At 47.3% G+C, this 19,717-nt stretch carries 13 protein-coding genes and 1 pseudogene; 7 read left to right on the top strand and 7 right to left on the bottom strand.

The window, feature by feature from the left end; all coding sequences use genetic code 11:
- From RMO52_RS11315 to RMO52_RS11330, 4 genes and pseudogenes are all read right to left on the bottom strand, one after another.
- A pseudogene (locus RMO52_RS11315) lies at positions 1-732 on the bottom strand (DUF499 domain-containing protein); the annotation flags it as partial.
- 32 nt (positions 733-764) lie between these two features.
- Complete coding sequence (locus tag RMO52_RS11320) at positions 765-2,006, bottom strand: O-antigen ligase family protein (protein ID WP_310414118.1); 1,242 nt, start codon at positions 2,004-2,006, stop codon at positions 765-767.
- Positions 2,007-2,166: 160 nt separating this feature from the next.
- A complete protein-coding gene (locus tag RMO52_RS11325; protein ID WP_310414121.1) occupies positions 2,167-3,531 on the bottom strand; it encodes a flippase in 1,365 nt (454 codons plus the stop codon).
- 155 nt (positions 3,532-3,686) lie between these two features.
- Positions 3,687-4,607: a hypothetical protein gene (locus tag RMO52_RS11330; protein ID WP_310414124.1), complete on the bottom strand. Its 921-nt coding sequence runs from the start codon at positions 4,605-4,607 to the stop codon at positions 3,687-3,689.
- Positions 4,608-5,086: 479 nt separating this feature from the next.
- On the opposite strand from RMO52_RS11330, the gene RMO52_RS11335 reads away from it, so the two are divergent.
- The 5 genes from RMO52_RS11335 to RMO52_RS11355 all read left to right on the top strand — a co-directional run bounded on the left by RMO52_RS11335 (position 5,087) and on the right by RMO52_RS11355 (position 13,260).
- The gene (locus RMO52_RS11335) at positions 5,087-7,381 is read left to right on the top strand and encodes a polysaccharide biosynthesis tyrosine autokinase (RefSeq protein ID WP_310414127.1); all 2,295 of its coding nucleotides are present in this window, start codon (positions 5,087-5,089) and stop codon (positions 7,379-7,381) included.
- 251 nt (positions 7,382-7,632) lie between these two features.
- Complete coding sequence (locus RMO52_RS11340; protein WP_309742027.1) at positions 7,633-8,580, top strand: glycosyltransferase family 2 protein; 948 nt, start codon at positions 7,633-7,635, stop codon at positions 8,578-8,580.
- Between the two features lie 252 nt (positions 8,581-8,832).
- A complete protein-coding gene (locus RMO52_RS11345) occupies positions 8,833-10,095 on the top strand; it encodes a GH39 family glycosyl hydrolase (protein WP_310414130.1) in 1,263 nt (420 codons plus the stop codon).
- Between the two features lie 668 nt (positions 10,096-10,763).
- Positions 10,764-11,930, top strand: a complete 1,167-nt coding sequence (locus tag RMO52_RS11350; RefSeq protein WP_309741758.1) for a glycosyltransferase family 4 protein — start codon at positions 10,764-10,766, stop codon at positions 11,928-11,930.
- 139 nt (positions 11,931-12,069) lie between these two features.
- A complete protein-coding gene (locus RMO52_RS11355) occupies positions 12,070-13,260 on the top strand; it encodes a glycosyltransferase family 4 protein (protein WP_310414133.1) in 1,191 nt (396 codons plus the stop codon).
- A gap of 65 nt (positions 13,261-13,325) precedes the next feature.
- Here the strand turns inward: RMO52_RS11355 and RMO52_RS11360 are convergent, their stop codons facing one another.
- The 3 genes from RMO52_RS11360 to RMO52_RS11370 all read right to left on the bottom strand — a co-directional run bounded on the left by RMO52_RS11360 (position 13,326) and on the right by RMO52_RS11370 (position 16,608).
- Positions 13,326-14,585, bottom strand: a complete 1,260-nt coding sequence (locus RMO52_RS11360; protein ID WP_310414136.1) for a glycosyltransferase family 4 protein — start codon at positions 14,583-14,585, stop codon at positions 13,326-13,328.
- 6 nt (positions 14,586-14,591) lie between these two features.
- Positions 14,592-15,572: a glycosyltransferase gene (locus RMO52_RS11365; protein ID WP_310414139.1), complete on the bottom strand. Its 981-nt coding sequence runs from the start codon at positions 15,570-15,572 to the stop codon at positions 14,592-14,594.
- A 76-nt stretch (positions 15,573-15,648) separates the two neighbouring features.
- Complete coding sequence (locus RMO52_RS11370) at positions 15,649-16,608, bottom strand: glycosyltransferase family 2 protein (protein ID WP_310414142.1); 960 nt, start codon at positions 16,606-16,608, stop codon at positions 15,649-15,651.
- A gap of 534 nt (positions 16,609-17,142) precedes the next feature.
- On the opposite strand from RMO52_RS11370, the gene rfbG reads away from it, so the two are divergent.
- Both rfbG and RMO52_RS11380 read left to right on the top strand, forming a co-directional pair.
- Positions 17,143-18,213, top strand: a complete 1,071-nt coding sequence (rfbG, locus tag RMO52_RS11375) for a CDP-glucose 4,6-dehydratase (RefSeq protein WP_396134957.1) — start codon at positions 17,143-17,145, stop codon at positions 18,211-18,213.
- 144 nt (positions 18,214-18,357) lie between these two features.
- Positions 18,358-19,635 (top strand): class I SAM-dependent methyltransferase, encoded by a 1,278-nt coding sequence (locus RMO52_RS11380; protein ID WP_310414145.1) that lies wholly within the window; start codon positions 18,358-18,360, stop codon positions 19,633-19,635.
- Positions 19,636-19,717: the final 82 nt, after the last annotated feature.

Below are 19,717 nucleotides of genomic sequence, written 5' to 3' on the forward strand. Positions count from 1 at the left end.
ACCTAAAACAGTATCGACATATCCCAATTCTAGATTAGGTGTAAATAGGGATAGATTTAATTCCGATCGATGAATACCTGCGGAAGTCCCCTGTGTGAGAGAATGCAGGAAAATCGTCCGCCCTACCCAACTACTATAGGGAGGTTTCCCCGCAGCAATATATTCAGCGTCTTGAATTTGGGCATAAGCTTCGCGCCCACTAGGATTATAGATGTCTGCGCCAATCGATTGCCGCATTGCCGATCGTTCGAGTCGGGTGGTGAGATCGTTGGTAATTTCGTCACTGATGCCGATCGGGATATGATGGGGATGAATCAAAGGTATCCATGCAGGATCGGTTAATTCATCTTGATGTTGCCACAAATACCTGACAACTTGAGCGAATAACCGCAGCGCACCGCGAGTCTTCTGGAAGTTGGGGATCGAAGCAATCTTTTTGGTTAGGAGATTGAATAATTCGGGATGGAACGGATAACTCTGCTCGATCGCGGTAACATAACTAGCATCTTTACAAGCATCGGGGAGATCCAATCGAGTAGTACGATAAGCACTCAAATAGGCGGAAGCTGCCGACTTAGCCGCCGTCTCATCCACACTCGTAAATAACCTTTGTTTGACAATATTATAAATTTCGACATCGGTAGATGGACTTAATACCCGCTCTTGTCGAGCCGAGGCGCGGAGCAATTCTTGTAAATCATTAGTTTCCTCTGCAAAAGTGTCCGCCGAGGAAAGGGGAAAGGGTAAAGGGTAAAGGGGGAAGGTTAATTTAATTCTGGGGAAGTCGCCAAAAAAACGTATAAAAACCAGATATAGACATCACTAAAAAGTTGTGTCTCTGAGAAATTAGAGATGAAAATATAGGCAACTAGGATTATCGGTACAAAAGCTGTCTGAGTTTTAGACTCGATCGCAAATCTTACAGCATTAATTGTCAGCTTGAGAAACGAACAAGCAAATAAAAATAAGCCCAGCCAGCCAATTTCCAAGGCTAAATCTAAGAACCCACTATGAGCGTTAGGGGGCACAAACCCATTGGCATTGATAATGTAACGAGCCGGGTTGTCATCACCTTGCCAAGGCTGCCAAAATCCATACACGCCAAAACCAAGTAGCGGATTATGATGATTGAGGGTGGCGATGACAGTCGGCCAAAAGTCGGTACGACCACTTAAAGTAGTATCCTTACCCAGAGCCTCAAAGATCCCCCTAGTGTGGGACTCGATGACAAAAAATAGGCACAAACCGATCGCTAAAAATATGACTGAAGCTACTGTGGCTTGTTTGGCTTGTAATTTTTTAAATAAATATTGGGTGATAAAAATTCCTAGTAAAGCAATAAGTGTCAACAACGCTTGAGCAGAGTTCGATCGAACTAAGACTATCAGGAAGATGGCAATAATACCCAAACTTAAACTCTTTTGGTTCCGAGTCGATATGAGGTGAGCGAGCCATAAAACAATGCCTAAAGCAGCAAATGTGCCTGTCCGAATGGGAAAGCTCATGATTCCTTGCCAGCCTTTTTCATTGACACTAAAAGATGGCAGGACAATGCAAAAGATGGCACCCACAATCAGGATAACCGCACAGAGAAAGCGTAAAATAGCCGTCATCCGGGCGATCGAGTAATGCTTGGCAATATGCACTGCATATAGACTAGTGCCGACTATGACTAAGCTACCTTTAAAGGTAAAACTCGGCGATCTCGACCACAATGCGGATAATAGAGTCAGCACGAGGATGAATAGCAAGCAGGGATCTCTAATTAGCAGAGTTAAATTCTTAAAAAAGTCTCGAAAGCGATTTCTTAAGACGAGTATAAAGAATAAATAAATACCGATCTGAGCGACAGCAGAACCGAGAGTTTTATCTAGTCCCGCTATTGCTTTTGGTCGGAGTTGGGAAAATGGTGGTAAAATTACCTCTGCCAAGGCAATAAACAATATGCACAGCACGAATGTTTCAAGCTGACTAGCTGTTTTTTCATTACTTGAAATTTTTAGCAAGATAATAAATATAGCTGAAGACAGAATTGTGGATAACAAAATAACGATGGGATGAAAAAATATTTCTCGCATGTTTAAATTTTTAAATTATCATCCAACTATTTTTTAGCAATTCACAGCCCAAATCATGAGACTCTTAGTCCCCCTCGAACAGGGGGATTTAGGGTGATTTGGCTCTACGATTCGCATCGAGCAACCTTTTACACCCTTTAATAATAAAATCAAACGCTAATGCTTTTGTCATCATTAGACCAAGTTTGCGACTGGGTGGATATAACAATAAAATCAGATAGTCGGAAACCCCATAAGAGATCACTGTAGCTAAAGCAGCCCCCGCACCTGCATAGCGCGGAATTAATAATAAGTTGAGCAGGATATTGAGGATCGCGCCCACAAAAGTTGTGACTGAACCAAATCGAAATAATCCTTCGGTTGTTACCCAGGTATTTCTAATTAAACCGAGGGCTACAAAAACATTCGACCAAACATAAATGCTCAAAATCGTGCTAGAGGAAGTATAACTTGAGCCATATAATAGTGTGATGATTCGGTCAGAAAAACAGGTCATTATCAGCCCGATCGCATACATAGTCATGACTAAAAGATTCAAGGCTTTTTGAATGCGCTCGTCGTAAAGTTGTTGGCTTTCTTGCTTCGATCGAAATATCTTGGGCGCGATCGAAGACACGATCGCGATCGGAATAAAGTACCAAACTTCAGCCAGACGCACGCCAACAGCATAATTACCCACGGTAGCATTATCGATCGTATTCCCGAGCATAACCTGATCGATTCGCATGTAAATAGTAATCGAAAGCCCTGTTAAAATATTCGGCCAAGATTGGCGGAGAAATTGCTTTGCTAAGGATAAATTGACTTGCCAAACTTGAAAAGAGTAGCCAGCTAACCGATAAGCAATCGCTAAATTAATCGAAGTTAGCGCTACCTCAGTAAATGTGACGATCGCAAAAGCTAACAATGGCGCTTTTTGAATCACTAGCAAAACTTTGATCGCTGTAGATATCAAATAAGCCACATTTTTAGCATAAACTGTCTTTTTTGATTGCACCTGAGACTGAAACCAGAGATCGATCGTCTCTAGAGACTGAAATATCATCCCAAAAGCAATAATACTTACTAGCCAAGGAGTGAGGGGATCTTGACTAGGAATTAATAAAATCGCCCCGATAGCTAGTAAGAAAGCAATACTACCGCTGGCTAATTTTAAAACAAATCCAGTTCCTAAAATTTCAGCACTAGCTGTAGTTTCGCTCGCGAGATCGCGAATGATAATTTCATCTAACCCGGCTTTGGCAATCACATTAAACATCCCCGCTATCGAGATGGCATAACTAAGCAATCCAAACTGGCTAGCGCCCAAATAACGCGCAACCCAGACACCTACAACCAATCCTATCCCCATCCGCAGGATATTATCTGCCATCAACCAAAATGTGTTGGTGACGATTTTCTGTAACTCTGGGCTGTGGTTTGTCCCAATTTTTTTGACAATCTTTGCGAACATTAACGGATCTCCAGCAGTTATGGTGATAAGCAAGACTTATTTAAAGGGGGGAAAGGGGAAAGGGGTTTTGATCGCACGATTACCTTTGGTAGGCTACGCCAACGATTGATGTTTAAGTAAGCTATTTCCCCAAAATAGCAGGAGAGCCGCGCGAATTAGCGCAATGTCTTGAGTAACTTAATTGCCGTTCGAGATAGGGCTGTAGCAGTCTTACCTGGGAAATTTTTGCCTCGATAATATGTCGGAATATATTGCTTTGCAGCTCCCTGAAAGTGACAGCCATGAACGCGAACTAGTTGACTGTCTTTGCTAGCTGTAAACATGGGTTTACCATTGACAAAATCAATCTTCTTCAGCCCGCGATCGAGTTCAAATTCATCAGGTAAATAATTATTAGCTGAATTCATATTATTATCAAAGATATGTCGATCGTGTTGGCGACTCAAATTGCCGATCGAGGAGCCGCGTTCTAACCAAAACAGATAAAAAGTTGTCATATCACAAATGCCACCAGCTAGCTGATGCTGCTGATGCCAATGCCATTTTTCTGCGTATAAACTGAGGTAACGACGATCGCTAAAAGATTCGATCGCAAATTCACAAAACTCTGCCAAGCGTTCGGCTGTCCAGTAACTAATATGCGCCGAAGCAGACCATTCAAGCGCATCGAAGCTTTGGTCTGGAATCATATATCCACAATCATTAATCACATCGCCATAATAAGATTTGATGTCACCTAACGAGCTAAATAATAAAACATCCGAATCCAAATGAAACGCCGATGCGATCGAGTTACGCTGCATATAATCTAATAAATAAAACCATCGCAGCCAACAAAATAGTTCAAACTCCGAACTATTAGTTGACATATGAATATATTTATCTACAAACCTAGATATGTAGTGAGAATCTCTTAACTCTCGGAAAAATTTGGGTTCGATGCTCTCGGACTTCGCGCAGTCGCCGAGGAGGACGATATTTGCATCTGGATCTACGGACTTTGCTTGGTTGAGGATAAAGGGTAAGTACCAGCTATATCCGCGATGAACAAATACCACGTCAGCACAATCATTCATGGTTGCTTTCCTCGATCGGTAATGCTAATGTTGCCAGATATTCTGTATGTGATTAGGTAACAATTATTACCAGATACCGAGCAAGTAAATATTTATGGAGAGAAAATATCACCGCCGTGCTGATTTGCGTATGCAAACGCAGCCAAATGTATCTTTTTAGACAACAGATTTTGAGAGAGATTTTGAGAGATCCCTTAAGTCATAGGTTATGAGACTCGATTACTAAAGTCATTATGGATTTGGCTGAACTTTAGGTGCAAATATAGCGTTTGCTGAAGTCAAAAAAGGTGCAAATAAAGGCGCAAACCTATGAACAAACTGAGGATTTTTGCAAAGTGTTCTCGATCGCCAAATTAAGCCAAGAGGGTGATGACATCGGGTTTAAAAACTAACGATAATAGAAAAAATATTGGCGATCGAGTTCGACTGACTGGCGATGACGAGATATTCCTAAGTACTCAGAAATAGATACTCTAGCAATGAAAATAACTCCTGCTTCCCGATCGAATATCGCTGCAATCGTGCCGGAGGCACCCGATCGTCTACTCCCGCCCGAGCCGCCATCTGTGGAAGATGAGGGCGGATGGGATTTAAATTGGGTATCGGGCGTATTACGCCGCAAGGCTCCGCTCATCGGACAGCTCGCATTAGCAACAGCGATCTTGGCAACTGGGGGATTGTTTTTGCTCGGGACGATCGCCAAACCTAAATATGAGGGGATGTTCCAACTTCAGGTAGAGCCAGCAACGGCGGAAGCCAAATCTTCCCGATCTTTTCTGCGCGGTCAAACGACCGAACGGGCTTTGGAAGAGACACAAACGAATAACCTAGAGCAGAGTTCGGCATTAGATTATGAAACTCAGATTCGGATTTTAAAGAGTTCCAAACTGCTCGATCCGATTGTCGCGCAGATCCAGCCGCGTTATCCCCAGATTACTTATAACTCCCTCGTCAAGGGTCTGACGATCGAGCGGATCAAAGTTACTAAAGAGGGTAGAGAGCAGGGCACAAAACTCCTGCAAGTGGGCTACACGGGTACGGATGCCCCCGAAATTCTGTTCGTTTTGGATCGGCTTACTGAAGGTTATCTTCGTTATAGTTTCAAAGAGCGCCAAACGAATATTCGCCAGGGAATTAAATTTATTGACGACCAGACGCCGCAGCTTAGAAAACAAGTCAATAAAATTCAAGCTCAAATTCAAGTGCTACGGCAACAGAGCAACCTCATGGATCCCGAGCAGCAGGGCACGGAATTTTCCCAACTCCTATCGGCGCTCAAACGCCAACAGTTCGATACTACGGCAAAATTAGCCGAAGCCCAAGCGCGCTATCAAACCTTGAAACAGAAATATAGTGGTGGTGATGCCATCGCCGTACTAGGTGAATTGCCCTCGTCGCAGAAATCGATCGATCGCTACCGCGACCTCGAACATCAAATTGCCGTTGCCTCAGCCCGCTTCCAAGACAATAGCCCCACGATCCAGACCCTGCGCGGCGAGCGTGCCAATATCCGCGCTGGACTCGATCGCGAAGCCGCCCAGATTGTCACCTGGGCAGCCGATCGCGTGAACGCCATGCAAACCCAACAGCAGGCTCTCAACCAGTCCCAAGCCAATCTCAACCAGCAATTTCAACAATTGCCAGCAGTCTCAGCTAAATATGCGGCTTTAAAGCAAGAATTAAAAATTTCCTCCGAGACACTAGATCGGTATTTATCCAAACGGGAGATACTGGGAATTGATGTCGCTCAGCAGGAAGTGCCGTGGGAGGCGATCTCCCGCCCCACCCTGACCAGTGACATCCAAGGCAAACCGATTAATCTTGCCGAACAAAACAAACGCCTGTTAGGATCGATCGCGATCGTTTTAGCCATTTTATTCGCGATCGCCGTGGCATTTACGATCGAAATTCTCCAAGATATTATCTACACGCCCATCGAAGTCCAACGATTGAGTAAGCTGCCAGTCTTAGGCACGATTCCCATCTTTAATAACGCCACGCCCCGGAAATTAGCCCCCAGCGGCTGGTTCACAAATAATAGCGGTGCCCTATCTCAACCTGCCAAAATTCAATTTTTCAAAGAAGCTTTTAATTCACTCTACTCAAATATTGGCTTTTCCAGCACGACAACAGCGATCCAGACGATCGCCATTAGCTCGTTAGGCGCGAAAGAAGGCAAATCGCTCATTGCCACCAACTTAGCCAGAGCGGCAGCACTAGCAGGTAATAAAGTCCTATTAGTAGATGCCGATTTGCGATCGCCCCGACTGCATACTTACCTCAGACTAGAGAATCAACAAGGTCTGAGCGAATTAATCGAATCAGACTTAGATCCAGATCGAGTAATTCAACCATCATATCTAGACGATAATTTGTCTGTCTTAACCGCCGGACAGGTGTTATCTAACCCGGTACGGCTGCTCTCATCGACCAAGCTCAAAAGTTTGATGCAGGAATTTGAAACAGAGTTCGATCTGGTTATTTATGACACCCCACCGATGAATTTTGCCGATCTCAGTTGGGTGGGTTCTCAAGTCGATGGCATTGTCTTAGTGGCTAAACTAGGGAAGACCCAACGCTCTACGCTGATTCAAGCAATTCGCGAGCTGAAAATCTCACAGCTACCGATCCTGGGGATAGTTGCCAATGGTACCGAAAACATGGGTTCTTCCAGTATCAGTTCTGCTGCAATGATTGCCTCGACATCGAAGCTCTACTATTCCCGCTCCACCATCTTTCTCCCAGCAGGCAATTCTAGCGAGAACGTAAAATGAGTTGGGAGTTGGGAGTTGGGAGTTGGGAGTTGGGAGATGGGAGTTGGGAGATGGGAGATGGGAGTTGGGAGTTGGGAGTTGGGAGTTGGGAGTTGGGAGATGGGAGATGGGAGATGGGAGTTGGGAGATGGGAGCGAAAAGTGAAGCACCTTTTCCAGACAGATGGAAAAATCTGAATAGTGACTGAATTTGTGCCGCCTAGTACTAGTAAATGCGATCGCCGACTACTCAGTCTAAAACATGGAAAATTCATGCAAAATCCGACTATTGCCGTGCTGATGACTTGCTACAACCGCAAGCAGAAAACCCTCGACAGCCTCGACTCGCTATTTAGTCAAGATGGTGGCGAGGATCGATCGCTGAGCGTGTACCTAGTAGATGATGGGAGTACCGATGGCACCACCACGGCAGTTGCCGCCGCCTATCCCCAAGTAAACATCCTCCAGGGAGATGGCAGTCTCTTTTGGAATCGCGGGATGCACATGGCTTTTGCGGCGGCACTCGTTGGCGTAGCCTCTCAGAATGAGAATCGAGACTACGACTATTATTTATGGCTCAATGACGATACGATCTTGTACCCCGCAGCGCTGGCAGGTTTGCTGCACGCATCGGACGCGGTGGCAGCCAAAGGCAATCCGCAAGCCATTATTGTCGGTGCTACCTGCGACCCGCAGACGGGAGTGCTGACATATGGCGGCTTGGAGAGCCAAGATCGGTATCGTCCGCTGCGCTTTTCCCTAGTCGCACCGGGCAGCGAGCCGCAACGCTGCGACACGCTCAACGGTAATTGTGTCTTAATTCCCAAATCGGTTGCAGGTATTGTCGGCAATCTCGATCCGGCATTTACTCACTATCTGGGGGATCTAGACTATGGACTCCGCACCCAAAAACAAGGCGGTAGTGTCTGGCTCGCGCCCGGTTTTTGCGGCACCTGCTCGCAAAATCTCCGCCCGAGAACTTGGACGGAGACGACGGAGAATCTGCCCTGGTACCTTCAGTGGCAGCGCGTCGGGCAACCCAAAGGGCTAAATTTGACCCAAATGACCCTACCGCCTGTCACCGAGTGGAAAATCTTTGCCCAGCGGTATGCTGGTCTGCTGTGGCCTGTTTACTGGCTGTTTCCCTATCTGCGACTGCTGTTGCTCCCAGTCGTGCGGATTGGTAGCAATTTGCGATCGAGCCAGTTGAAACTAGATTAGACTTCCTGCGAAAGTCAGGGGATAGGGATGAGGGGGAACTCTAGACAAAAACAGTACTAAAAAAGATTGTATTTTTACTTTCGCAGGCGGTCTATTAGCTGCCTGATTTAGGTAAGTTAGTGCAAATATTTATTAGATAGATCGTGCCTGAAACCTAGATGGTGGGCATTGCCCACCCTACTGAAACCTAGATGGTGGGCATTGCCCACCCTACAAGATATCCATTCCCTAGTCCCTATCCCCTAATTGCCAATGTTGAGATTGATACAGCGATGGATAGTCATTTTTCTCCTGGTGGCGATCGCAATTCCGATCGCTGCACTCAACCTCAAACCACAGCCGCCATCAACGATGAACCCACCCGCACGGGCGATTCCAGCTAGCTTATTTGGGATGCACATCCATCACGCGCTGGAAAATTGGCCGACTGTCCCCTTTTCGCAGTGGCGGCTGTGGGATGCCTATGTAACTTGGGGCGACTTGGAACCGCAGCCAGGAGCCTGGAAATTTGAACTGCTCGATCGCTATGTCGCATTAGCCGCCCAGCACAAGGTCGAGCTGTTGTTGACACTGGGGCAAACGCCGCGCTGGGCGGCGGCGCGTCCCAATGACGAATCGGCGTATGGGAACCCCGGCTGGCCAGCAGAGCCAAAAGACCTCAAGGATTGGCGCAACTATGTCCGCACCGTAGCGACGCGCTATCGTGGGAAAATCCGTTATTACGAAATCTGGAATGAACCAGATCTCAAGCGTTTTTACAGCGGTAGTGCTGAGAAAATGGTGGAATTAGCCCAGGAGGCGCATACCATCCTCAAGCAAGTCGATCCGCAGATTTATGTCCTTTCGCCCGGTGCTACCAATGGCACGCCCGATTTCCAGTGGCAACAGGACTATTTTCGGCGCGGTGGGGGTAACTATGCCGATGCGATCTCCCAGCACTTTTATCCCAGTTCGGCAGTTCCAGAAGATTTGGGCAAATCTATTACTCAGATGCAGGCGGTGATGCGTAAATTTGGTCTAGCGCAAAAGCCATTGTGGAATACCGAATCAGGGTGGCTAAAACCGGGCGAGATCGCCCCCGAACGCCAAGCGATGGCGCATATTGCCAGAACTTACTTAATTAATTGGGCTAGTGGCGTCCAGCGATTTTATTGGTATGCGTGGGACAACCAAACAGCCGTCAGTTTACATCTGACAAAAAGTGATGGTAAAAAGTTGACACCAGTAACTAATGTTACCAATAGTTATGCCCAAATTCAAACATGGTTGGTCGGCGCAAAAATGCAAAATTGTGCGCCTAATTCCGCGCAGACTTGGGTGTGCAATTTGACGCGTAAAGGGCAACCCTTCTGGATCGTGTGGCATCCCGATCGAGAATTGACTTTTAATGTCCCCAAAAACTGGCAAGTGCGATCGGTGCGAGATTTATATGGAAAAAGCCAGCCGCTGACAGGTTCTCGGCAGATTGCGATCGATTTTGCCCCCGTACTCTTGTCGCCTACTAAACAATTTTAAAATTCTACCCATGCACGATCTTCCTAAAATTAATGTGACTGAGATCGCAATTGACTTGAGATATTTAGCGGATTTATGGTAATAAAGTTCGGCACATTTACGGTCGAATGTCTATCGAATATAAATGGTAAATATGCCTATAATGAGCGGTGAGTTAAGATTATTCTGTCGCGATTGATATTCAATTTATACACACTTTCGAGATAATTATCATACCTCATATACTCCGTAAATTTGCAGATATTTTTTTGAAAAATACAATTAAATTGATGGCAACCGTCAGGCTTAATTAGCTCAAACCGCTTTCAGTACACAGCTTTGGATAAATCAAGGGTGAGTTAAGAGTTCGGAATCTGACAGTTATTTAATTTTAACTTAGACTAATTTTATACAATTTATCTTGATTTTGAAGTTTTAAATCACTCGATCGAACTAACTCTGTTTATTCGATCGTCGATAAATAATTGACATACCTAGATGAAGGTATAAAAAATAGTTGCACTGAGAAAAATCATCATCGATTGCAATATGCACGAGCATAAGCGATCTAGATTGAAACATCTAAAATTCGATCGCATTTGGAGAATTGTTGTTCGCCCAATCGATCGACATCATCAATAAGTCCGATCTCAGCGTTCGAGAATTTGAGTTTCCCCATCGGAGATAGAATGATGAATTACGCAACAGATATTCGTGCCGCATGGCTCTTTCCGTCTCTCCGCAAGGGTAACTATTGGCAGCCAATTTTTCGAGATTTTAGCCAACGGTTCGAGACGATCGTTTATGCGGGACTGTGGTCGGGATTTACACCAGGTTTGGAAGATACCTTTGCCGTCGAAGTTGTCGGCAATACCCAGTTCGGGCAAGATTATAGCGCTCGCGTTGCCAATGCTTCGCTCAAAATTGTCTTACCTTTATGGAAGTTTCGACCGCAGATTATTTTTACCAGTGGATTTTCAATTTGGACGATCCTGGCGCTGGGTTTGAAACCAGTGGCGGGGTGGCGGGTGGCAATTTTATACGATGGCAGTTCGCCGAGTATTGATTTTCGCAATTCTTGGGCGCGATTGCTATTGAGGCGATTGCTGGCACGGATGGCGGATGGGTTTTGTGCCAATAGTGGTGCCGCCAAGGATTATCTGATCGATGTTTTGCACGCGCCCCCAGCGAAGGTGTTTGGGAGTACTTATTTGGTACCCGATGTCACTGCTTTGGTACCTACTCACCAGATAGCTGCGCCAGCGGTAACGGGCGCTGGCACTGATGCCCAGCAGAGCGTCACCTTCTTATTTGTCGGCGAACTGATTCCCCGCAAGGGACTGCGGCAACTCCTCCAAGCTTGCGCCCTGCTCGATCGATCGTCCCAACATCATTATCGACTACTAGTCGTCGGGGATGGTTCCGAACGCGCGGAACTCGCCCAGTTAGCTACCGCCGAGAATTTAGACGACGTTGTGACTTGGATTGGGTGGGTGCCTTACGAGCAATTAGGTACCTATTTTCAATCGGCAGATGCCCTGATTTTCCCCACATTAGAAGATGTGTGGGGGATGGTGGTACTCGAAGCAATGGCTTTCGGGCAGCCCGTATTGTGCTCCAAATGGGCGGGTGCGGCAGAACTCATCGTCCCTGGTGAAAACGGTGAATTATTCGACCCCCATCACCCCGCCGCATTAGCCGCCCTCATGACACGCGTACTTCAGCAGCCGCAGTTGCTCGCGACGATGGGCGCAAACGCCCGCCGGATGACCGCACAATATACACCCGCAGTCGCTGTGGACAATTTTCAGATGGTCGTCGATCGAGTATTGGCATCCCCACCAGCACTAGCTTAGGGCGCGAACAGTCAGGCTTTAGGCTTTAGGGAAAACTCCGCTGTAGTTTTCCCTAAAGCCTAAAGCCTAAAACCTCAAGCCTAAACCCTAAACCCGCTGCGAATGAAGATTCTGTCCTCCTAGTTGCACATACATCATCATGAAAATTTTGATTCTGCATAATCGTTACAAAATTATCGGTGGCGAAGAAGGAGTCGTGAAGGCGGAGTATGCCCTCCTAGAACAGCGCGGTCATAAAGTGACAGTATTAGAGGCAAACAACGATCGGATCGTCGGCATCTGGGGGAAGCTGAGCACGGCGATTAATGGCCTTTACTCACTTTCTGCCAAACACCAAGTCAGCGACGCGATCGCCCAGCTAGAGCCAGATCTCGTCCACGTTCATAACTTTTTCCCCCTCTTGTCCCCATCGGTTTATGATGCTTGTCTGGATGCAGAAGTCCCGGTAGTGCAAACATTGCACAACTACCGCCTCCTGTGCCCCAAAGCGATGCCGTTTCGGAATGGGCAGATCTGTGAGGATTGTTTCGATCGAGTCGTACCGTGGTCGGGCGTTTTACATGGTTGTTATCGCAATTCCCATATCCAAAGCGCTTCTGTCGCTGCGATGCTGGGTCTGCATCATTGGCAAGGCACTTGGCACAAGCGAGTCGATGCCTATATTGCTTTGAGTGATTTTCAAAAGCAGGTGTTCGTGCGAGCGGGTCTACCCGCAGAACGTTTTTTTGTCAAACCAAATTTTGTCTTTGGGAATGAATTTCCGCCAGACTCACAGCGAGGTGATTTTGCGTTATTTGTGGGTCGATTATCTGAAGAAAAAGGCGTCGAAATTTTGCTCGACGCCTATTTACAACATCAACTGACGATCCCCCTCAAAATTATCGGCGATGGCCCATTGAGGGCGACATTAGAAGCCAAAGCCGCCGGATTAGCGCAGGTGACATTCTTGGGACAGCAAGATCCAACGGTGGTAATTCAACTGATGCAACGCGCCCAGTTTCTCGTCTTTCCGTCGATCTGGTACGAAGGTTTCCCCTTGACGATCGCCGAAGCATATGCCTGCAAACTGCCTGTAATTGCCTCGCGGCTGGGTTCGATGAGCGAAATCGTCCGCGATGGGGTTACGGGTTTGCACTTTGAATCTGGCAATGCCGCAGATTTAGCCAGCAAAATCCAATGGGCGATCGCACATCTCCAGTCTATGCAAAACATGGGGGCTGCTGCATATGAGATTTATCAAAATTGCTATACTCCCCAGGTGAACTATCAGCAATTACTTCACATTTATCAATCGGCGATCGATCGGGCGAAAATGCGATCGCTTAATTAGGTAAAAGGTAAAAGGTAAGAGGTAATGGGTAAGAGGTAATGGGTAAAAGGTAAGAGGTATAGGTTCTATATCTGCTTGGGTGCCGATACTAGTTCGCTGAATAGAGTGGCATAACGCTTTGCTTGTAACTCGATCGAGAATTCGCGTTCGGCTTTCTCGCGGGCGTAATTACGCAAATTTTGATGTCGGGAGGGGTTGTCCAGTACCCAGGCAATGCCTGTCGCTAGATCCTCGATATCAAAAGGTTGGGCTAGATAGCCATTTTTTTGGTGTTCGATCAGATCGGGTAAACCACCGACATCGAAGGCGACACAGGGGGTGCCACAAGCTAGTGCTTCCAGGACGACATTGGGTAAATTGTCTTGAATCGAGGGTGCCACTAGCACATCCGCCGCTGCGTATAAAATCGCGATCGAGATATCGTCAGTGAGAGTGCCCAAGGCATGATATTTAAACCCACAAATTTCCGCGTCCAACAACGCTGGGCCAAAAATGACCGCCTCTAGCCGATCTGTCCATCCCGAGCTGCTTAATTTTTTTAAGGCTGGCTCTAGGAGCTGAAATCCTTTGCGCGGATCGATCGTACCTAATGTGGCTCCGAAGAGGATTAGCTGCTTGTCGAGCGGGAGATTGAGGATCTGTCGTGCTAATAACTTATCGATCGGTTTATATTTAGTGAGGTTGAGTCCATTGGGGATTAGCTCGACCCGGTGGTGCTTTAATAACGAGCTAGATTCGGCACATTTTGCCATCCACTTACTCAAGACGACAACCGTGGGATTGGTTTGCTGCAATGCTTTCGCTTTGCGTTGCCACACCCAGCGCGATAGATCGGATTCGCGATCGCTATTTAGTTGCGGACAAGCACCACAGGCAACTTGATAGCGATCGCAAGTCTGATTATAGTGACAACCGCCCGTAAATGCCCACATATCGTGTAGGGTCAGTACCAGCGGCTGTTTGATTTTACCAATCGCCTCGATCGACACATAGCCCTGACAAATCCACTGTAAATTGATAATATCGGGGTCGAAGGAGATCGTCCGCTGGAGCGTGCTACTAGGGAGCCATTGGAGCGAAAACGGCGCACGATTGGGACGATGGTACAGATTTAGCGGTAATGAATCCAGGCGATAGCTGAGATTGAGTTTGGCGATCGTTTTGTCCAGAGCGGTTTGTGGCCCTGTAATCCTCGGATCGTTACTTTGTTTTTGCTGGATCGAAATCTGAGCATCTAAACCCATCTGCCCAAGTCCCTCATGCAACCGACAAGCCGCCCGCCCCGCGCCGTCTCTTTCGCCAGTGCTCAGCATTAAAATTTTCATGTTTATTTAGATCGAAAATTTTTCGAGATCGACATGTTGCAGATCGGCAAATTTGACAAATCGGGTGGCGATGCCCTCGGGATTGTTAAAATATTGCTCCATCAGCGCTGCTGGCTGTTTGCTCCCGCCACCGCCGCGATCGATCAGTTTGGCGATATAAGTGCAGTATGCTAGGCGCAGAGCATTAATTTTACCGAGTACTTCTTGCCTGATCTCCGTCGGATCTGGGGGGGCTGCTTTCCACTGCTCGACGGCTTGAGCCACTCGATCGGGGTCGGGAGGCACGATAATCGAGTTATGCGGGCTAAAAAACTGGTCGCGACCGCCTTTACTAGGCGTACTGACAACGGGGATGCCACACAGTAAGTATTCACACGATGCCAGCATCGCGCCTTCTTGGGCGGATAGACACAAACCCGCGTAAGCTTGGTTGTATTTCCGCGCCAATTCTGGACGCGGCAAAAATTCACGATTAAAATCCGCATGGTGAAGTTCGGGACAGTAGGCGTGCAAATCGCCACCATAGGACACAACCATCAGATTAGTAACTTGTTTGGCTAAGGACAGCCGTTTAAATGCGGCTAACTGTGCGGTATAGATCGCATCATAGATTTTGGGTTCTGCTAGTGGTTTATACAGATGCTCGTTGATGTAAAGATTGGCACTAAATCGATCGCCCCGAATCAAAAAAGACTGACGCACGCGGTTTTCGTCTGGGGCATTGACTAGTAAGCTGTGTTCGCGCCGCTCTAAACGATGCAAGATTTGTCTGGCTTTGAATTTTGCCATCCGATGCACTGGGACAGCCCAGCCGGGGACATGCTCTAAGACGTATTTAGGCTCGAAGGAAGCTGGAAACGAGAGATTATCGGGAAATTCACCGAGAACTTTACCGCTTGGTGCCAATTTTGTCTTGAAAGGATAGCCACTAAAGGTAGATACGATGAGTGGATCGGTAGCCAAAATGTAAAGACCATGAAATAACATAAGGGGAAAGGGGAAAGGGGAAAGGGTTGACATGTAATTTAGCCATTTTTCCCACAATAGCAGGAGAGCCAAATAATTATGCTGACCTAGTTAGCTGCTTTAGTTTTAATTGAATACGTTTGAAAAATTTGGGGAAATAATCAAAACAAATCTCTTGAATCACTCGATCGATCTGTAAATTACGGGTTACTAATTCGGGATGTTGGAGTGGAAAATTTATGGCTGTAGCGGGGATACTTAATTGGGGACAATCTGCCGAATTTGTGTCTGCCGATCGCGTATGTGTCGCATCGGCATCGAAGCCAATATTCGTCACCAAATTAACCTGCGGCACGATTCCCAAGCCACCTTGGAGCCAGCAAGTCAGCGTCCACTGGTAATCCCAACAACCTAAATCTCGGGAGCTGGCATCGTGAAAAATTCGCGCCCAAGTCTTCACGGCATGGTCGTCACCTAATAAATCTTGGAGTAGCTGGTGCTGGCGATCGGGTGCCATTTGCAACCAGTTTTTCATATCATAGTCATAATGTTGCCATGCCCGTCGCCATGTCGCCCAGCCCCAGGAAAGCGTGTAGCGAGAAAACAGATAACTATCTTCATGCTGATATTTACTCGCCCAAAAGTTGTTACCAGAAATGTGCATGACGCGATCGTCATCGCGATAACGGGTTAATAATTCATCGCAAAATCGAAAAAAATCGGGATGGGGAATGCAATCATCTTCGAGAATAATTGCGGTTTCGACTCGATCGAATACCCAACTAATCCCCGTCGCCGGACGCACGCCACACCCTAAATTCGTATCGGCATAGTTTTTAAAAACTTCACAATCCCAATCGACGCGATCGATAATCGCCCGCGCCGCAGCACATTTAGCAATATCGTCGGGTCGATCCGGGCGTGGCCCATCCGCGATCGCCAGGAGCTGGGATGGCTTGGCTTGGCGGATTGCCTCAAAGACTCGCTCGGTACACTCTGGCCGATTAAAGATTAAAAGTGCGACTGGAGTTTTCATTGGCTCTTGAGAGCTAGACATAATTTCCATCCATATTTTCAGGAAAATTGATGCGATCGCATCGATCTTGACTTACCGTTGCATCCAGCCAATTTGTAGTCAATGATTTTCTAATATCTCACATTTTAGATATTTTCCAATTAAGCCAATATGCGTAAAAAATAATTAAATAACGATTTTTTTTACTAACTTCATCTTTTTCGCAAAGTGTACTGAGATATTCATTCAGCAAAATGACTAATGATTTTTGCAAACCATTCTATTAGCTTAAAAAGGATTACTGTAAGTTAGTAACGAGCTGTGTAGTAAGCTCAGACAGACCTGTGCTCGTCAGAATAGTCTAAATAATTTTTAACACACTTCATCGGTTTCAACACGGGCACCCTGCCAGTTGCCATCATTACGATCCGATCGGCGTATAAGTTTTCGTCGGTCAATTGCGATCGAAATCACATCAATATTTACTAAGATCGGCTCTAATTTTCACGCATAGCTCGGGCAATTTTTTTGTTAATTTCCAGACAAGCTGCTGCTGTTCTATTGAGAAATGTGATGATGAATCTCAAGTTTTGGCAAGGAAAACGCGTATTACTCACCGGACATACGGGCTTTAAGGGAAGTTGGCTCTCCCTGTGGCTACAATCCGTGGGCGTTGAATTATTAGGATATGCCTTGCCGCCACCGACAGATCCCAGTCTGTTTGCAGTCGCTCGCGTCGCCGAGGGGATGACTTCGGTGGTGGGCGATATTGCCGACTACGAGCAGCTCTACCGCGTCGTGGCTGACTTTCGTCCCGAGATCGTCCTACATCTAGCAGCACAGTCGGTAGTCAGTACCTCCTATCTCGACCCGGTGACTAACTACCGCGCTAACGTCATGGGGACAGTCCACCTGCTCGAAGCGATTCGCCAAGTTGGCGGCGTGGGTGCTGCGGTCATCGTCACTTCGGATAAGTGCTATGACAACAAAGAATGGGTGTGGGGGTATCGAGAAACCGATCCGCTCGGCGGTTACGACCCCTATAGCAGTAGCAAAGCTTGTGCGGAGCTGGTGACAGCAGCATATCGGGATTCATTTTTCAATCCCGCCCAATATGCCGAACATGGCGTCGCGATCGCTACAGCACGCGCTGGTAATGTAATTGCGGGTGGGGACTGGACAGCCGACGGTTTAGTAGCCGATTTGGTGCGATCGCTCTTACATCACCAACCGCTCCAGATTCGCAATCCCCAGGCGATTCGTCCGTGGCAACACGTCCTCGATGCGCTCAATGGCTACCTGATCTTAGCCGAAAATCTAGCCACCAAAGGTACCGCATTTACCCAAGCGTGGAATTTTGGCCCCGCTGAATCTTCAGTTCAACCAGTCGGTTGGCTCGTGGAACACCTCCTCGCCCGCTGGGGTGAAGATGCTCAGTGGGAATTAGCTCCTGGCGCTCGATTTCACGAGCATATTTCCTTAACCTTGGACAGTTCCAAAGCGCGATTCAAACTCGGCTGGCAACCCAAGCTGTCGCTAGAAGACTCGCTAGCACAAATCGTAGACTGGACTAAGTGTTATCAAACTGGGGACGACATGCGCCAAGTCACCACCGACACCATCGCGCGATTTATGGCGATCGCCTAATAGACCTCCTGCGAAAGTAAAAATACAATCTTTTTATTCACTATTCACTGTCTTGAAAAGGTGCTCTACTTGGGGAAACCCCTGTTCCCGCACTTTTCGCTATTCACTATTCACTATTCACTAACTATGGGCTAGAGAAAACAGATGCTAACGCAAACTATCGACGAGCAAATCCCCGATCGCGCCATACCGACAACACCAGCTTGCCAATTTTGTCAGACACCACTAACCCACACCTTAGTCGATTTGGGGATGTCCCCCTTATGTGAGAGCTTTGTCAGTGCCGAACAGCTCGATCGAGCCGAAGTATTTTATCCTCTACATGTGCGGGTGTGCCAAAACTGCTTACTAGTCCAACTGGTTGCCTATGTCAGCCCCGAGCATATTTTTACCGAATATGCCTACTTTTCATCCTATGCCGAGACTTGGCTCCAGCACTGTCAAGTCTATACTGCGATGGCGATCGAGCGGTTTCACCTCCACCAGCATAGCCAAGTCATTGAGCTAGCCAGCAATGATGGTTATTTGCTGCAATACTTCATCGAACGGCAGATTCCGGCATTAGGCATCGAACCCGCGACGAATATTGCCCAAGTCGCGATCGCCAAAGGAATACCGACGATTAATGAATTTTTTGGGCGCGAGTGTGCGCTGAAGTTAGTCGGACAAGGCACCTCCGCCGATCTGATCGTAGCCAATAACGTCTTGGCGCACGTCCCCGATCTCAATGATTTCGTAGCGGGGATTGCCATCTTGCTCAAACCGCAAGGCGTCATGACTGGCGAGTTTCAGCACCTGATGCGGTTGATGGCTGCCAATCAGTTCGACACCATTTACCACGAACACTTCTGTTATCACACCTTCACCACGATCTCCAAAATCTTCGCCGCACACGGACTAAAACTGTTTGATGTCGAAGAATTACCGACTCATGGCGGTTCGCTGCGGATCTATGCCGCCCATCAAGATGATACATCGCACCCGATTGGCGATCGCGCCATCGATCTCCTCCACCGCGAACGATTAGCCGGATTTACCGCGATCGATCGCTACACCAACTTTGAAGAGCAAGTCCGCGAAACCAAACGCAAGCTCCTCGACTTCCTGATTGCCATCAAGCGCAGCGGCAAAACCATCGTCGGCTACGGCGCACCCGGTAAAGGCAACACCCTCCTCAACTACTGCGGCATTCGGACAGATTTTCTAGACTATACAGTCGATCGTAACCCCTACAAACATGGTAAGTTCCTCCCCGGTACCCACATTCCGATCTACCCAGTCAGCAAAATTTCGGAAACCAAACCCGATTATGTGCTGATCCTCCCCTGGAACTTCAAGGAGGAGATTATCGCCCAAATGAGCGAGATTCGCACCTGGGGCGGTCAATTTGTCGTCCCCATCCCCGAAGTCACCGTGTATTAAGAGCGGTTCTGGTTGGTTGAGTTGCGTAGTCCTTTACCCCACCCCAACCCTCCCCTTATCAAGGGGAGGGAGCCGGAAAGCC

The organism is Chamaesiphon sp. OTE_8_metabat_110, from assembly GCF_031382685.1.
Classification (GTDB): Bacteria; Cyanobacteriota; Cyanobacteriia; order Cyanobacteriales; family Chamaesiphonaceae; genus Chamaesiphon.

Bases quoted from the DNA above. Each gene is read 5' to 3' on its own strand.
- RMO52_RS11325 (WP_310414121.1), bottom strand. From the start codon at position 3,531: ATGTTCGCAAAGATTGTCAAAAAAATTGGGACAAACCACAGCCCAGAG.
- RMO52_RS11330 (WP_310414124.1), bottom strand. From the start codon at position 4,607: ATGAATGATTGTGCTGACGTGGTATTTGTTCATCGCGGATATAGCTGG.
- RMO52_RS11335 (WP_310414127.1), top strand. From the start codon at position 5,087: ATGAAAATAACTCCTGCTTCCCGATCGAATATCGCTGCAATCGTGCCG.
- RMO52_RS11340 (WP_309742027.1), top strand. From the start codon at position 7,633: ATGCAAAATCCGACTATTGCCGTGCTGATGACTTGCTACAACCGCAAG.
- RMO52_RS11345 (WP_310414130.1), top strand. From the start codon at position 8,833: ATGTTGAGATTGATACAGCGATGGATAGTCATTTTTCTCCTGGTGGCG.
- RMO52_RS11350 (WP_309741758.1), top strand. From the start codon at position 10,764: ATGATGAATTACGCAACAGATATTCGTGCCGCATGGCTCTTTCCGTCT.
- RMO52_RS11355 (WP_310414133.1), top strand. From the start codon at position 12,070: ATGAAAATTTTGATTCTGCATAATCGTTACAAAATTATCGGTGGCGAA.
- RMO52_RS11360 (WP_310414136.1), bottom strand. From the start codon at position 14,585: ATGAAAATTTTAATGCTGAGCACTGGCGAAAGAGACGGCGCGGGGCGG.
- RMO52_RS11365 (WP_310414139.1), bottom strand. From the start codon at position 15,572: ATGTTATTTCATGGTCTTTACATTTTGGCTACCGATCCACTCATCGTA.
- RMO52_RS11370 (WP_310414142.1), bottom strand. From the start codon at position 16,608: ATGTCTAGCTCTCAAGAGCCAATGAAAACTCCAGTCGCACTTTTAATC.
- rfbG (WP_396134957.1), top strand. From the start codon at position 17,143: ATGAATCTCAAGTTTTGGCAAGGAAAACGCGTATTACTCACCGGACAT.
- RMO52_RS11380 (WP_310414145.1), top strand. From the start codon at position 18,358: ATGCTAACGCAAACTATCGACGAGCAAATCCCCGATCGCGCCATACCG.